The 14,936-nt window shown below is 60.8% G+C and carries 15 protein-coding genes; 5 read left to right on the forward strand and 10 right to left on the reverse strand.

The features are described from left to right. Positions 1-130 precede the first annotated feature (130 nt). From G7Y31_RS07230 to G7Y31_RS07240, 3 genes are all read left to right on the forward strand, one after another. Positions 131-742: a biotin transporter BioY gene (locus G7Y31_RS07230; protein ID WP_165006630.1), complete on the forward strand. Its 612-nt coding sequence runs from the start codon at positions 131-133 to the stop codon at positions 740-742. Next, positions 735-1,427 carry an energy-coupling factor ABC transporter ATP-binding protein gene (locus G7Y31_RS07235; protein WP_165006635.1) on the forward strand — a complete coding sequence of 231 codons (693 nt, stop codon included), beginning with the start codon at positions 735-737 and terminating at the stop codon, positions 1,425-1,427. Before G7Y31_RS07230 ends, G7Y31_RS07235 begins: the two co-directional genes overlap by 8 nt. A gap of 123 nt (positions 1,428-1,550) precedes the next feature. Beyond that, complete coding sequence (locus G7Y31_RS07240; RefSeq protein ID WP_165006638.1) at positions 1,551-2,174, forward strand: energy-coupling factor transporter transmembrane component T family protein; 624 nt, start codon at positions 1,551-1,553, stop codon at positions 2,172-2,174. 67 nt (positions 2,175-2,241) lie between these two features. On the opposite strand, the gene G7Y31_RS07245 is transcribed toward G7Y31_RS07240, so the two are convergent. From G7Y31_RS07245 to pgsA, 4 genes are all read right to left on the reverse strand, one after another. Next, positions 2,242-3,114, reverse strand: a complete 873-nt coding sequence (locus tag G7Y31_RS07245; protein ID WP_165006641.1) for a PspA/IM30 family protein — start codon at positions 3,112-3,114, stop codon at positions 2,242-2,244. Positions 3,115-3,189: 75 nt separating this feature from the next. Continuing rightward, positions 3,190-3,507 carry a helix-turn-helix domain-containing protein gene (locus G7Y31_RS07250; RefSeq protein WP_235923118.1) on the reverse strand — a complete coding sequence of 106 codons (318 nt, stop codon included), beginning with the start codon at positions 3,505-3,507 and terminating at the stop codon, positions 3,190-3,192. Between the two features lie 166 nt (positions 3,508-3,673). Then, on the reverse strand, positions 3,674-4,192 hold the full coding sequence (locus G7Y31_RS07255) for a nicotinamide-nucleotide amidohydrolase family protein (RefSeq protein WP_235923098.1): 519 nt from the start codon (positions 4,190-4,192) through the stop codon (positions 3,674-3,676). A 34-nt stretch (positions 4,193-4,226) separates the two neighbouring features. Continuing rightward, complete coding sequence (gene pgsA / locus G7Y31_RS07260; protein WP_235923100.1) at positions 4,227-4,799, reverse strand: CDP-diacylglycerol--glycerol-3-phosphate 3-phosphatidyltransferase; 573 nt, start codon at positions 4,797-4,799, stop codon at positions 4,227-4,229. A 36-nt stretch (positions 4,800-4,835) separates the two neighbouring features. Between pgsA and G7Y31_RS07265 the strand changes: the two genes are divergently transcribed. Further along, complete coding sequence (locus G7Y31_RS07265; protein ID WP_165006647.1) at positions 4,836-5,129, forward strand: YciI family protein; 294 nt, start codon at positions 4,836-4,838, stop codon at positions 5,127-5,129. 85 nt (positions 5,130-5,214) lie between these two features. Here G7Y31_RS07265 and G7Y31_RS07270 read toward each other — a convergent pair whose 3' ends face one another. The 3 genes from G7Y31_RS07270 to G7Y31_RS07280 all read right to left on the reverse strand — a co-directional run bounded on the left by G7Y31_RS07270 (position 5,215) and on the right by G7Y31_RS07280 (position 10,233). Continuing rightward, positions 5,215-6,321, reverse strand: a complete 1,107-nt coding sequence (locus tag G7Y31_RS07270; protein ID WP_165006650.1) for a TerC family protein — start codon at positions 6,319-6,321, stop codon at positions 5,215-5,217. Between the two features lie 272 nt (positions 6,322-6,593). Next, positions 6,594-10,004 (reverse strand): DNA translocase FtsK, encoded by a 3,411-nt coding sequence (locus G7Y31_RS07275; protein WP_165006653.1) that lies wholly within the window; start codon positions 10,002-10,004, stop codon positions 6,594-6,596. A 73-nt stretch (positions 10,005-10,077) separates the two neighbouring features. Next, complete coding sequence (locus G7Y31_RS07280) at positions 10,078-10,233, reverse strand: hypothetical protein (RefSeq protein ID WP_165006657.1); 156 nt, start codon at positions 10,231-10,233, stop codon at positions 10,078-10,080. 419 nt (positions 10,234-10,652) lie between these two features. Between G7Y31_RS07280 and G7Y31_RS07285 the strand changes: the two genes are divergently transcribed. Next, positions 10,653-11,123 (forward strand): hypothetical protein, encoded by a 471-nt coding sequence (locus G7Y31_RS07285; RefSeq protein WP_165006660.1) that lies wholly within the window; start codon positions 10,653-10,655, stop codon positions 11,121-11,123. Between the two features lie 21 nt (positions 11,124-11,144). Here G7Y31_RS07285 and G7Y31_RS07290 read toward each other — a convergent pair whose 3' ends face one another. From G7Y31_RS07290 to dapA, 3 genes are all read right to left on the reverse strand, one after another. Further along, positions 11,145-11,780 (reverse strand): TIGR03085 family metal-binding protein, encoded by a 636-nt coding sequence (locus G7Y31_RS07290; protein WP_328700023.1) that lies wholly within the window; start codon positions 11,778-11,780, stop codon positions 11,145-11,147. A 114-nt stretch (positions 11,781-11,894) separates the two neighbouring features. Beyond that, entirely contained in the window at positions 11,895-14,003 is a 2,109-nt protein-coding gene (locus G7Y31_RS07295) for a ribonuclease J (protein WP_165006666.1), read from the reverse strand. A gap of 2 nt (positions 14,004-14,005) precedes the next feature. Continuing rightward, a complete protein-coding gene (gene dapA, locus G7Y31_RS07300) occupies positions 14,006-14,914 on the reverse strand; it encodes a 4-hydroxy-tetrahydrodipicolinate synthase (RefSeq protein ID WP_165006669.1) in 909 nt (302 codons plus the stop codon). Between the last annotated feature and the right edge of the window lie 22 nt (positions 14,915-14,936).

The raw sequence follows: 14,936 nt of genomic DNA on the forward strand, positions 1-14,936 counted from the left end.
ACCTAGTCTAGACTCGCCGCCGTCTTTACCCCCTTTACCCCCTCCCGCTAGTACAACCGACCAGCATGAACACTGTTCAAAACGTGCCATAGGCTGCAATGTTTAGCCATCACTGCTATGGTCATGGTCCATGAAAAAGAACTCTATCGCTACCGACATCGCCTATGTAGCCGTCTTCACCGCACTGGTTATCGTTCTCGCATTTGTCTCCATCCCCGTTGGCACCGCAGGTGTGCCCATCGTCCTCCAAAACGCCGCGCTCATCCTCGCGGGCCTGGTGCTCGGCGGACGCCGTGGCCTATTCGTGGGCCTGCTTTTCTTGTTCCTCGGCCTGGCCTTGCCGGTATTGGCTGGCGGCGGAACCACGTTGCGCGCCCTGGCTGGCCCCACCGCCGGCTACATCATCGGCTACATCATCTCCCCCGCCGTCACCGGGCTTATAGCCTACCGGGCCCCGCGCAACAAGGCCGGAATGGCCATCACCCTGACCCTCGCGGCCATCGTCGGCCTATTCATCCAGTACTCCTGTGGTGTCGTCGGTTTGATGGTGCGCTCCGGGCTCGACTTGGGAGCAGCAATCGGCGCCAACGTTGCCTTCCTGCTGCCGGATACCGCCAAGCTAGTCGTCGCCGTCATTATCGCACTCGGTGTCCATTCCGCTTTCCCGGATCTTATGGGTCGGCGCCCCCGGGCCTCCCAGGCCCCAATGTCCGCACAGCCAGAGGCTTCTGCCCTTGCCTAAGGTCACGTTCTCCCAGGTTCAGGTCCGCTATGATGAGTCCCTCATTCTGGACAACATCAATCTCTGCCTTAGCGAACACCGCATTGGCATTATTGGCTCCAATGGTGGCGGCAAATCCACCCTCACCAGGCTCATCAATGGTCTAGAAGAGCCCACCTCCGGCACTGTTACCGTGGATGGACGCGATGTTGCAACGCATGGCAAGGAGATACGCCAACAGGTTGGCTTTGTGTTCTCAGACGCCGAGAACCAAATCGTCATGCCCAACGTCCGCGACGACGTGGCCTTTTCGCTGCGCCGCTTCAAACTGCCCAAGCCCGAGCGCGAAGCCCGGGTGGATGCCGCCTTGGCCCGCTTTGGGCTGACAGACTTGGCCCAGCAGTCGCCGCACACCCTCTCTGGCGGGCAGAAGCAGCTATTAGCCCTGGCCGCAGTCCTGGTCATTGACCCCGTGCTCATTATCGCCGATGAGCCCACCACCTTGCTCGATCTGCGCAACCGTGACCGCATTCAGCGAGAGTTCGCCGCCTTGGACCAGCAGCTCATTGTGGTCACTCACGATCTGGGTATCCTCAGCGACTTCGACCGCGTGATCTGTATTGACAACCACCGCATCGCCGCCGATGGACAGCCAGCCGAGGTCATCGCCTTCTACCGCGACCTCATGGCCCAACGCCCCCTGTAATTGCTTCAGCTTTAGCTTGCTGGGCTTGAACTTGCCGGGTTTGAACTTGCCGATGCCCCCTTCCCCTCACTCACCTTCCCCTCACCCGCCTTTGACCCGCACTTGCTGTTTTAAGAGGTTGCCATGCCCCAACGTCGCACTACCCTGCCGCTATCTGTCTATGTAGCTGGTGACAGTGTTATCCACAAGATGAAGCCCAGCCACAAAATTGGGTTGCTCATGGTCTTTGTCTTGGTCACTAGCGTGGCTTTTCGCACCATAGCGTTGGGGCTCGTTGCGGTGGCGATAATTGCGGTGCTCTACGTGGTGGCCCGTATTCCATATCGCGTTGCGCTGAGTCAGCTGTGGCCCCCTTTGCTTATTTTGGTACCCCTGGCGGCCTTCCAATGGTGGGCTAAAGACTTCACTTATGCAGCAACGATGTTTTTGACCATCTTCGCAGCAATGATGGCCGCCTTCCTACTCACGCTGACTTCTACCGTCGATGCCATCATGGAGTCATTGGAAGACAGCCTGCGCCCCCTGGCTCGCTTCGGCGTCCCGGTAGATACCATTAGCCTGGCGATGGCGCTGACCATCCGGCTAATCCCCCTGATGTTTGAGACGGTCTATGAGGTCCTCGATGCCCGTAAGGCCCGGGGCGCAGGTTTTTCCCCCACTGCCTTTGGCACCCCGGTGCTTATTCGTTCAATCCGCCGCGCTCGCGCCATCGGTGAGGCTCTCCAGGCCCGCGGCGTGGGCGACTAACCCGAATTGGCTTATTTACCGTGCACAAGCTGACCCGCGCACGCGCCACTCCGGGAACTAGTCGCATCTACTCCCCGCGCAGTTCGCGCAGGCGGGCCTGGACTGCGGCATCATCCACCCCAGCGGTATTAGGCTGCGCGGCCTGATCCGCCGCAGAACCAGAGGCCTTTGGGGCCTCGATCGCCTCCGCGGAAGAGGACTCTACCGCCTTGGGCTCCTTACCAGCGTTCATCTCTGCGCGAATCTGCTCCAAGCGCGAATGGCCGGCCATCTGGATACCGGACTGCTGGACTTCATGCATGCGCGCTTCCACCGAGTTTCCGGCCAGCTCAGCCTGACCCAGGGCCTTGGCGTAGCGGCGCTCAATCTTATCGCGCACCGAATCCAGCGACGGCGTGTTGGTGTTGGTTAGCTCACTCATAGAGCCCAGGGATTCGGAGACCTTTTCCTGCATCTTCGCCTGCTCTAGCTGGGAGAGCAGCTTGGAGCGCTCGTTTACCTTCTCCCGCAGTGCTGCGGCGTTGCGCTCTACCGCCTGGCGGGCCTGGGTGGCCTGCTGCAGTGCCTGATCGTGCAACTTCTTGGTGTCTTCGACTGCCTGCTCTGCAGTTACCAGCTGCGCGGCAAAAGCCTCTGCGGCGTTTTCATACTCAACAGCCTTCGACTCGTTGCCGTTGGCGCGCTCTTTATCCGCCAACTCCAGCGCCTGGCGGGTATTAGCCTGAAGCTTTTCAATGTCACCAAGGCGGCGATTGAGCTGCATCTCTAACTGGCGCTGATTACCGATGACCCCTGCAGCCTGCTGCGAGAGCTCCTGGTGCTGGCGCTGGGCTTCCTCAATAGCCTGCTCAATCTGGACCTTGGGATCCGCGTTTTCCTCAATCTTGGAGTCAAACAGCGCCATGAGGTACTTCCACGCCTTCACAAAAGGATTAGCCATGACTTCTTAAGACCTTTCTCTATCAGTAAAACTCAGTCTGCCCGTTAATAGTAGTGCTAACGCACGTCCGGCGCCTTAAGCCTCGCGGGCTGCAGGAACAGTGGAAGCCAATTCAGCGTCGACGCTAGGCATGACCATGTTGCCCGCGGCTTCTAGCAAGACATCTGCCACTGTGGTGCCCAGACCGGCGCACACCGCCGCCAACATCTCTGAGGACACTTCTTTGCGCCCGCGCTCCAGCTCAGACAAGTACCCCGGCGAGACATGCGCAATCCCAGCCAGCTCCCGCAGCGTGATCCCCTTATCCGCCCGAAACGCCCGCAGAGTTAGACCCAAGGCTTCCCGCAGCAGCGGTTCTGGGGCCCGCTTGGCTGCGCCCTGGACCGCACTCATGCCATGGGCAGCAGAGCTGTCGGTGGCGCCACGATGTGCGCCGGGCCGGTGTCCTGCGGTCACGTGCATGCCAGGCCGGTGTGCGGAGGGTTGATCCAAGAGTGCTGTGGTTGTGTTCATCACTACTCCTAACGTACCAAAGCTGTCCTTTGTTCCCGCGGGCCAGCTATCCCTGCGCGCGCACCGCCTCCAGCAGCACCTGGCAAGCACGTTCCACTGCGCCATAACGAATGCTTTGGCGTCCACCGGCAAGCCCCTGGGCCTGGCGAGCACTCTCCAGGCCCGCGGGACCAGTGATACCGATAAAGACCGTTCCCGGCGGGTGTCCCTCCTGCAGGTCTGGACCGGCCACTCCGGTTAAGGACACGGCCCAATCAGCGCCGCAATGCCTGCGCGCCGCGCGTGCCATTGCCAACGCCGTTTCCGCAGAGACTACGCCTTGACGCTCCAATTGCGCTAAGGGTTCTGCCAAGAAATGTGCCTTAACCTCAGTGGCATAGGTGACCAATCCGCCGCGCAAGACTGCCGATGCCCCCGGAACCGCCGCGCACGTTGCCGCGAACAATCCCGCGGTCAGCGACTCGCAACTAGCCAGCGTCCGCCCCCTGCCGGTCAGCTCCGTTACCACCTCGCGGGCCGCCAGCTCGGCGCGGGCTTGGAGCGCAGCGGCGCAAACCTCGGGCACGGGTGGAGAGGGAGGCTGAGGGGGTATCGGCAAGCTAGGCACGGGAGTTCTCCCGGTAGCCGTCGACCAAATACTGTACGCCGGTGACCACGGTAACCACCACAGCCAGCAACATGACCATCAACGCCACCGGATCCATCCAACCGGGCAGCGGGCACAGGTACAGGGCCACCGCGAAAGACTGCAGCACAGTCTTGAGTTTGCCGCCCTTGGAAGCGGGAACCACCTTGCCCTGGCGCAGCATGAACATGCGCCACAGGGTGATGCCGAACTCACGGAACAAAATGACCGCGGTAATCCACCACGGCAGACCATAAGCCAGGTTCAGACACACCAAAGCGGTGGCCATCAGGGCTTTATCAGCAATCGGGTCCATGATCTTGCCAAAGTCCGTAATCAGATTACGGGCCCGGGCGATGTCGCCGTCGATCTTATCGGTAATCATCAACAGCACGAAGAGCGAAAAGCTCCACCACACGTAGCCGCGCAGCGCCAGCCAGGCAAAAACTGGAATGAATACAATGCGTGCGCAAGTCAGCACATTGGGAAGATTCCAGTTAGAGGGCTTGTCGTGTGCTGCAGAAGAGGTGGAATTCGCGTCAGTCACGCCCCCATCATACCTATAGACCACTATGCTGGCCTCATGAAGTACTTTGCAGTTGCATATGCCTATGACCCCACCGACCCGCGTATCGCGCAGGTGCGCCCGGCCCACCGGGAATTCATCGGAACGCTCCATGCCGAGGGACACATTGTGGGATCCGGCCCGCACCCGGACACGACGGGTGGTGCCCTCATCATTTTGTCGCTGGAAGAAGACGACGCAAGCGTCGAGAAGGCCACCGCCATCATGGACGGTGACCCGTTCTACGCGCAAGGCCTGCTGGACTCGCGGACAGTACGCGAGTGGAACCCCGTTATCAACAGCTTCGCGTAAATCCCCTGCGCACCCCTATCTAGCCGGCCTTGGCCGACCTTGGCCAACCTTGGTCGGCCCTGGCCGACTGGCCTTCTAGGCCTACCTAGGGCAGCTGCTCCTTCGGCAGCTGGGAGGCCAAGCCCACCAGCTCGCCGCGGCGGTTGCGCACAATCTTGTTGCCTTCCTCATCCCAGTCATAGTGGTTGTGGGAGACGCGCACACCGCCCTGGGCCTCCTCGCGCTTGTTCTTCCACACCGATGCCAGGACAGTAACCACCAGCACGCCCACGATGACCAGCAGCGAACCAGAGGTAGAGACCTCCGGTACGCCGTGAATGTCCTCGCCACCATTGATAAACGGCAGATTGTTTTCATGTAGCGCGTGGAAGAGCAGCTTGATACCAATGAAGCCCAAGATGATGCCCAGGCCATAAGGCAGGTAGACCAATCGGTCCAGCAGCCCGTCAAGCAGGAAGTACATCTGGCGCAGGCCCATCAGGGAAAAGGCATTCGTGGTAAACACCAGGAAGGGCTCTGCAGTGATGCCATAGATGGCCGGGATGGAGTCGAAGGCAAACATCACGTCCACCAGGCCAATAGAAACTAGTGCGATAAACAGCGGCGTGAAGCCACGGCGCCCGGTCTCATCACGGTGCACCAGTTTATCGCCGTGATAGCGCGGGGTGACGTGCACCACCTTGCGCAGCCACTTGATCACCAACATGTCATTGGGATCGGTTTCTTCGGCATCCCGGACCTCATCGATGATGAGCTTGATCGCCGTGTAGAGCAGGAAAATTGCAAACAGATAGAAGATATCCGACCACGCCGCAATCAGAGCCGCACCCAGGAGGATAAACACCAAACGGGCAATGAGCGCAATGACAATGCCGAAGAGCAACACCTTCTGCTGGTACTTGCGCGGAATCTTAAACGCGCCCATGATCAGCGCGAATACAAAGAGGTTATCGACGGACAATGCCTTCTCCGTAACATAACCCGTCAGGTATTGCATACCGTGCTCGTGGTCCCAGATGAGCCAGACGCCAAGGCCGAATAGCAGCGCGATCCCCACGTAGAAAGCGGACCACAGCCCGGCTTCCTTCAGGGTGGGCTCGTGCGGGGTGCGCACGTGGGAGTAGAAATCAAAAATGAAAAAGCCCAGGATCACCGCGATAGTGATGATCCACATCCATATAGGCACAGACATAAGAAGCTGTATCCTCCGGTCGTAGTGACAACAATTGACCGGAGGTCTCCCCCACCCGCTTGCACAGACACCGTGCAGGCGAGCCAGCGTGACCGGGTGTGAACCGTGTTGACGATCAGCGCCGTGGGCCGGGGTACTCCCCTCCAATACGAAGAAACAGTATACACATCTTCACACGGCGGATGGGATTTTCCGGCCTCTTTACGGACGCAAACCGGAAACACCCAGACACAATCGGGCTAAAATCCGGGCGGAATCCGGACAGGCCGCGGCTAGAAGGCACCCGCCGAAGGGTTGTAGGTGGCCTGCACGGTGCGGGTGTTGTCGGCAACCCCGGGCCCGGCTCCGGCGGCATCGGAAGCGGCGGCATCGGCAGACCCGGGAGAACCGGCAATGCCAGCAGCAGCATCAGCAGCATCGGCGGACTCTGCGGCGTCGAGGGCCTTGGGGGCATCGGCAGGATCGGCACCCTTGAGGTACCACAACATGGTCTCCAGCTCCTCGGGCTTGGTCAGCACCTCGCGGGCCTTGGAGCCCTCAGAGGGGCCCACAATGCCGCGGGACTCCATCAGGTCCATCAGGCGGCCTGCCTTGGCAAAACCAATGCGCAACTTGCGCTGCAACATCGAGGTCGAGCCCAGCTGGGAGGTCACCACCAGCTCCACGGCCTCTAGCAGATCATCCAAATCCTTTCCGATGTCCTCGTCGATGTCCTTCTTGGCATCTGCCTGCTTGTCCTCCGTCACGCCCTCGGTGTAGTTGGGCTGGCCTTGGGACTTCGCGGCATCGACAACCGCCTGGACTTCATCGTCAGAGACGAACGCACCCTGCATACGCACCGGACGCCCACCCTGGGGGATGAACAGGCCATCGCCCATACCGATGAGCTTCTCGGCACCACCCTGGTCCAAAATGACTCGCGAGTCCGTCAACGAGGACGTCGCAAACGCCAGGCGCGAGGGCACATTGGTCTTAATCAGACCGGTCACTACATCCACCGACGGGCGCTGCGTGGCCAGCACCAAGTGAATGCCCGCAGCACGCGCCTTTTGCGTGATGCGCACGATGGATTCCTCAATTTCCTTCGGCGCCGTCATCATCAAATCCGCCAGCTCGTCTACCACGCAGACAATAAACGGATAGGGGCGCATCTCCCGCTGAGAGCCCGGGGGCGCCTGCAGTTGGCCCGAACGCACCTTCTCGTTGTAGTCCATCACGTGACGCACGCGCGCGGACTTCATATCCATGTAGCGTTGCTCCATCTCCTCCACCAGCCACTGCAGGGCCGCGGCCGCCTTCTTGGGCTGCGTGATAATCGGCGTGATCAGGTGCGGAATACCCTCATATGGTGTCAATTCCACCATCTTCGGATCCACCAGAATCAGGCGCACCTCATCCGGCGTCGCGCGCGTTAGCAGGGAGACCAGCAAAGAGTTGACAAACGCCGACTTACCGGAGCCCGTCGCACCGGCAACCAGCAGGTGCGGCATCTTTTGAATAGATGAAGAGATGAATTCGCCTTCAATGTCCTTACCCAGACCGATGAGCATGGGATCCGGCGAGGCAACCATATCTGGGGCATCAAGCACCTCGCGCAGGCGTACCATCTCCCGGTCCGGATTCGGCACCTCGATGCCCACCGCGGACTTGCCCGGAATTGGCGTGAGCAGACGCACGTTTTCCGTAGCCACGGCATAGGCCAGGTTGGACTGCAGGTTGGTGATCTTCGAGACCTTCACGCCTGGCCCAAGCTCAATTTCATATCGCGTCACCGTCGGCCCGCGGCTAAAGCCGGTGACCTGCGCGTCCACCTTGAACTCCGCAAAGACCTCCGTGATGGCCTCGATAATGCGGTCATTGACCTCCGTGCGCGCTGCCATTGGCTTGCCCGCGGTCAGCAGGTCCGTAGTGGGCAAGTCATAGGCATCATCGTGGGTCAGCTCCACCACTGCCGGTGCGCTGCTTGCCTGCGCCGTGCTTGGCTGTGCAGGGCCTGGCTGCGTTGTGCTTGGCTGGGACGTGCTTGCCTGCACCGTACTTGCCGATGCCCCCGGAAGGCTCACCGTCTCCTCCGGTGCTGCCACCGACATCGGCGTCTCTGCCAGCTGCGGTGTCGCTGCAGGCTTCGGGGCTGCGGACGGGACGGGCACCGGTGCCGGATCCGGGGCATCGTCTGCTACAGCCCGACCGGTGGCCGGGTCCATGCCCGAACGCGCGATGATGGCAGCGCGCAATGCCTCGCGGGAGCTGCTCACAGCATCAGCGGGGCCGTCCCCGGCGGTTGCGGCAGGGGCAGCGGGTGCGGGAGTGGGGGCATCGGCAGACTGGGACTGCTGCGGGCGCGGCAGGGTCTGGGTAGCCTCGGAGCTGGGAGTGGACGGCTCCACCACGGGAAAGGCATCAGTATCAGCATCACGCCGCGGCTGCGGGGTGCGGCGCAGCGCCGGGCGCGGAGTGCTCGGCCGAGGCGGACGGGCAGGCGCCACCGGAGCGCTCGGGGTAGGTGGCGCGGCACGCCGTGGCGAGCGCTCACGGCCTGCAGCGATGTCCTCAATATCGGAATCAGCGTAGCCGTAGACGTCGTCATCCCCGTCGTCCTCGGCATCCTCGGTGCCATCGGGCAACAGATCCTTGACCAGCATCACCAGGTAGTCCCACGCCTGGCGGGTGGTAATTCCGGTTACGTTAAGCGCACCGTAAATAATGATGAGGAAGAGCAGCGGCACAGCCACAAAACTAGAAAAACCTGCCGCCAGCAACCCGCCAGTCCATGCACCGATAGCACCGCCGGCCTCAACGCGCTGCGACCACGCGTCAGGATTGCCCGCAAACACATGAATGAGCCCCAGCATGGAGACAATGATCAGCGCCGTGCCGCCGATCACGCGAGCACTCAAAGAGCCCTCCGGGCCGTGCAAATTAAGCATCAGGGCTAGCGCCAACGCCACCAAAGCAACCGGAAGCACCAGGGCGCCAGCGCCAATAACCAGGTGCACGGCCTGGGCAATCACCGCGCCAATAGGCCCAGCAACATCCCACCACACCGAGGCACCCAAGATAGCGGCAAGCCCCAGCAGCACCAGGCCCCAAGCGTCGGGGTTGTGCACCTTAATCCCGGCAGGCACACGCGGGCCGCGAGAACGCTGCTCGGCCTGGTCTTCTTCACCGTTGTCCGCTGTGGCTACAGTCTTCTTCTTGCGCGTCGAAATCTTCCTTCGCTCCTCTGCGGTATCACGGTCGGCATCGTCAGGGTCAGTGTCAAACAAGCTGTCCAGCCCTGCGGGCTCCTCGCCGTATTCAGCCATGCCAGGGTGCTCGTCGGCTACGCGGCGATTGGGCGAATCCTCCGCCAGCGATGCACCCGTTACAGTGTTGCGCACCCCGCGGGTCAGCGTTCCCAATCCACGTGCAGTGGCCCCGAAAGCCGCCGACAGTCCGCTACCCACTGCCCGGAATGCGCTACCGGTGCGCTCCTGCCCGGTTACGGCTGCGCGGTGAGACGAGGTTACCTGCAACGTCTCCGGCACGGAAGGGCGCGCATTACCGCTCTTGCCTGCAGTTTTTGAACTGCGGCCTGCCGGGCGCGAACGCGATGCTGATGCTTCCCTGGAACGTCCACCGTGCGTGGAACGGTTACCGCTACCGCGTGCAGATCCACGCGAGGAGGAATTTTTGACAGACATAGCCGCCACTCTAGCGCCTTGAGCCCCAACATTCACACGTGCCACACCGACTGGGTGCCATGTTCTGCTATGGTCACTGGAGTCCGCCGAAGGTTGCCTTGGGGAATCCGACTTCACGGCGGTGAATCTCCTCTGGGTCGTACAGAAATCCTCGGACGTCGAGAATTTCCGAGGCGTAGAGAGATTCCAAGGCGCAGAGAGATTCCACGGAGTAAAGAAATGAGGACACAATGAAACCCGGCCGACGCGCATTAATTATTGCACTGGGGACAAACGTGGTGATGCTGTGCTTTGTCAGCCTCCTGCTGGAGATATTCGCCTTCGAGGATGTCCCTTGGTGGATAATCCTTGGAAACCTCCCGGTGATGGCCGTCTGCGCGTATTGCGCCTACAAGGCAGCGGCAACATGGCCCGATGGGGCTCCAGACCGTCCGTCGACCTAGTATGCAAACCAACGAATCGACTTAACACACGAAGCGTCAACGCTTGGACACCCCCTAATAGGGGGGATAAGCCCAAAGCCCAAAATTGATGATTTCTGAGCGCAGCGAGACTAACCTACCCGTTAGGGCAGCATCCCGCCTTTACCTCAATCAAGACAGCGAGAATCAAGACGGCAAAGGCCGTTTTCTAGCTCAAGGAGTCATAATGAACCTCTCACTACCCCGGTTTGACATCCCGAAGGACCTCTCGACCCTTGTCGGTCCCGCTGCAGGGGCAATCGCCACGATCATCTCACTGATCGGCATCGTGCTCGGCATTATTTCTGCTACCTCTGTCGGTGACCAGCTCAGCAGCACTGCGGGGCTAGTGCACGAGACGTCACAAAAGGCCGCAGACATCCAGGAAGCACCGGAGCTCAACAATGAGCACCCAATCAAATGGACTGGCTACCAACGGCTAGAAGATGGCAAGAAGATCCGCGTCTTCTTCCCTAGCGGCGAGCCAAAGTGCTACGGGTACCGCACCCAGGTCAGCGAGTCCGCAACCTCCGTGGCTATTAAAGTCACCGAAGGCTCACTGCCGGGCGCTCCCCAGGACTGTACGCTAATTGGCGCCACCTCTTCGCTCGTCGTTGAACTCAAGGCACCCCTGGGCGCGCGTACGCTGCGCAATTAGGGGTTAATTAAGGGCGCAAGCCTAGACGCTTGAGCGGACGATGGCGGCCGCATCACCCTCAATGCGCACCTGGGCAGCGTCGCGGCCAAAGACGAACAGCAACAACTCCCCTACTGGGCCATGAACGCTGACCACGGCGTTGCCGGTATCCGCAACGCCGTGCTTATCTGCGAGGACAATACGCTCCCAACCTTCCGGGTAGAGCACAACCGGTTGCCTAGACTTTCCCAACAGGCGCGGAGCAAGAGTTCGCAAAGCCCGGTGAAGTTTATCTTCGACCACGCGGGAAAACTCCCGCGGCTGGGCATCGACGTGATCGGGGTTGGCACGGCGAATATCCTCATGGTGCACAAAGTGCTCAGCAGTATTGACAATGTTGTCAAGGTAGCGCACCGGGCTGGTGCGGCCCGCTCCCCTACCCCACGCCGCACACAGTTCCTGGTAATCCCGGGCACGCGCGGCATCCATTTCTTTATCCAAACGCCCCGCCAGGGCTGGGACAAACATGCCGGTGGCTGCGAGCACCTTGTTTTCCCGAACCCACAGGTGAGCCAGCAGATCCCTGGTGGTCCAGCCTTCACATAGCGTGGGAGCCTCCGGACCAAGTTGTTCAAATAGAGATACCATACGAGCGCGCTCAGAGGAAGAAAAAGACATAGGCCCCAGCATAATACTGGAGCCTAAGCAACAGCACACTCGCCCACCCAAATCCCGCGGCCCGGCGCAGAGAAGTGGATGTGCGCAGTGGGTGCGCGATCGTGTTCTAGCGAACTAGAGTGACATGCGCGCGGCCTGGACGTCTTCATCATCAGCCACGATATTGCCCCCTGCAACCGGTACAATGGTGGGCAAAATGACCGGCTCCCGCTTGTACTTGGAATCCATCAGCTTAGAGACCTTGCGGCGAAGCTTCTGCACCATGCGGTAGGTGTCATTCTCACCCTCCGCAGCCAGGTCCTCCATGGTATTGGCTACCAGCTTGGCAACCTCGGGGACGACGTTGCGGTCATCCTCAGCAAAGCCGGTGGTCGCAACAGTCGGGTACTCCATTAGGCGCGCGGTGCGGTTATCGATCACGCAGGTAATCGACACAACGCCGCCGGCGCCCAGGTTGGTGCGGTCTGCCAGAGTGTCGGCATCCACATCGCCCATGGACGCACCATCGACATAGAGGTTACCCACCTGCAGCTGGCCCACCACCTGGGCACGGCCCTTGTGCAGGTCAACCACCACACCGTTTTGGGCCAACACCACGCGGTCCGCAGGAACGCCGGTGGAAACCGCCAGCTCTTTGTTGGCGCGCAAGTGGCGCCATTCACCGTGAACCGGCATGGCGTTGCGCGGGCGGGCAGCATTGTAGAGGAAGAGCAGCTCGCCACCATAGCCGTGGCCGGAGGCGTGCACCTTGGCTTCCTTGTTGGTAATAACCTCCGCGCCGATTTGGGAGAGCATATTGATCACACCGAAGACCGCTTCCTCGTTACCCGGAATCAGGGAAGAGGAGAAGATGATCAGGTCGCCGTCGCGGACAGTGATCTGGCGGTGTTCACGGCGGGCCATGCGCGACAGCGCAGCCATTGGTTCGCCCTGGGTACCAGTGGTGATCAGCACCGTCTTGTGCGGGGCCATCTTCGAGGCCTCGTCGATGGGAATGATGGTCCCGCGCGGGACCTTCAAAAAGCCCATCTTCTCTGCGATTTCCATGTTGCGCATCATGGACCGGCCGTTGAAGGCCACCTTGCGTCCTGCGGCCACGGCGGCATCAATAGCCGCCTGCACGCGGTAGACGTTCGAGGCGAAGGAAGCGATGATCACGCGCTGCTTAGCGCCGGCCACCAGTCGCTTAAACGTTGCCGGGATGTCGCCTTCGGAAGAGGACACACCCGGGATATTGGCGTTGGTGGAATCACACAACATCAGATCCACACCCTCATCGCCGTAACGCGAAAGTGCGGGCAGGTCCGTCGGACGCCCGTCCAGCGGGGTCTGGTCCAGCTTGATATCACCGGTGTGGATGATGTTGCCAGCCGGGGTCCCCAGCATCACGCCCAAGGCGTCCGGCACAGAGTGGTTTACAGCCCAGAAACGGCAGCGGAAGACACCATAAGTCACGTCCGACTTTTCATTGACCTCAATGAACTTCGGACGCTGACGGTGCTCCTTGCACTTCGCAGCAATAAGCGCAATGGTAAAGCGCGAAGCCACAATCGGCAGGTCCGGGCGCAGCTTCAGCAGCCACGGGATCGCACCAATGTGGTCCTCGTGGGCATGGGTGACCACCAGGGCCTTGACCTTCTTGATCTTCTTTTCAATCGGCCCGAAATCCGGCAGGATCAAGTCCACGCCAGGCTCATCAGAGGACGGGAAGAGCACGCCGCAGTCAATAATCAGCAGCTCATCTTGGTACTCAAAGACCGTCATATTGCGGCCAATTTCAGAGATACCGCCTAGAGCATAGATACGCAGCGCGTCCTTCGGCTGCTTCGGCGGCTCCGGCAGGCGCTTAGTCAGGTCCGCGCCCTGCATGGACTTGGGAACGTTGCGGCGCCCGCCACCACGGCTATTGCCGCGGCGGCCATTGTTGTTGCCGCTTCCATTGCCATTGCCATTGCCAGAAGCACCGTTGTCGTCTGCTGCCGCAGAGCTTCCACCCCGGGAGCGGCCGCGGCCGCGAGTGCGGGTACGGCGATTGCCCTCCCCTGAAGCGCCTTCGCCAGCAGCGCCATCCTTGTGCGCTGCGGCCTGGTCATTGCCAGCGGGCAGGTCCGTGGGGGCCTGGAAAACCGGCGAAGCCGCCTCAGTGGAGGCCGCTTCTTGGTTTTCTGCCGGCGGACCCGCCTTGCGGGTTACCTTCCGGGAACGGGTACGAGATTCAGTCATTCTTAAAGGACTCCAGCCTTTTCCATATCATGGCGAAGTTGCACCAGCTCATCATCATTTGCAGCAACGACGGGCAGGCGCGGTTCTCCGCAGTCAATGCCCTGCAGTCGCAGGGCAGCCTTTGCAAGGGTTGCTCCACCCAGGCGTGCTTGAGCACGGATGAGCGGGGTCAGTACGGTGGCATTAATCTCGCGCGCACGCGCCAGATTGCCCTCTTCAAAAGAAGAGTACAGTTCCGCCAGAGCCCGCGGCGCAGCATGGCCGACCACGGAAATAAACCCAGATGCCCCCAGGCTGAGCCAGGGAAGATTCAACGGGTCATCACCGGAGTACCATGCCAGGCCGGTCTCTTGAATCAGCGGAGCGGACGCACCCAGGTCTCCCTTGGCGTCTTTGACCGCACGGACTGTGGGTAGTTCGGCCAGCCGACGAATAGTGTCTGGCTCAATCGCAATACCCGAGCGACCAGGGATATCATACACACAAATCGGAGTGTCCGTAGCCTGCGCGATGGCAGCAAAGTGCGCATACACGCCTGCTTGGGACGGCTTCGAGTAATAGGGCGTGACCACCAGGAGGCTGTCTGCCCCTGCGGCGGCTGCCGCACGCGCCATCTCTACCGACGCAGCGGTGTTGTTCGTCCCCACTCCGGCACAGATGCGAGCGCGCTCGCCCACCTCTGCCTTCACGGCGGTGAGCAGTTCTACTTTCTCCGCCGCCGTAGTAGTTGGCGACTCTCCCGTGGTACCAGAGACCACCAGGTGGTCAATTCCGTTATCCACGAGGTGCGCGGCAAGGTGACGGGCGGTTGCGATGTCCAGGTTGCCATCCCCATCAAACGGGGTAACCATGGCAACGCCGACGCGGCCGAAGATCTCGACTCCGTTGTGTGCTGTCATACCTGTGCTCATGGCAGTCAAGACTACCCGCTGC

It is taken from the genome of Corynebacterium lizhenjunii (assembly GCF_011038655.2).
Lineage (GTDB): Bacteria > Actinomycetota > Actinomycetes > Mycobacteriales > Mycobacteriaceae > Corynebacterium > Corynebacterium lizhenjunii.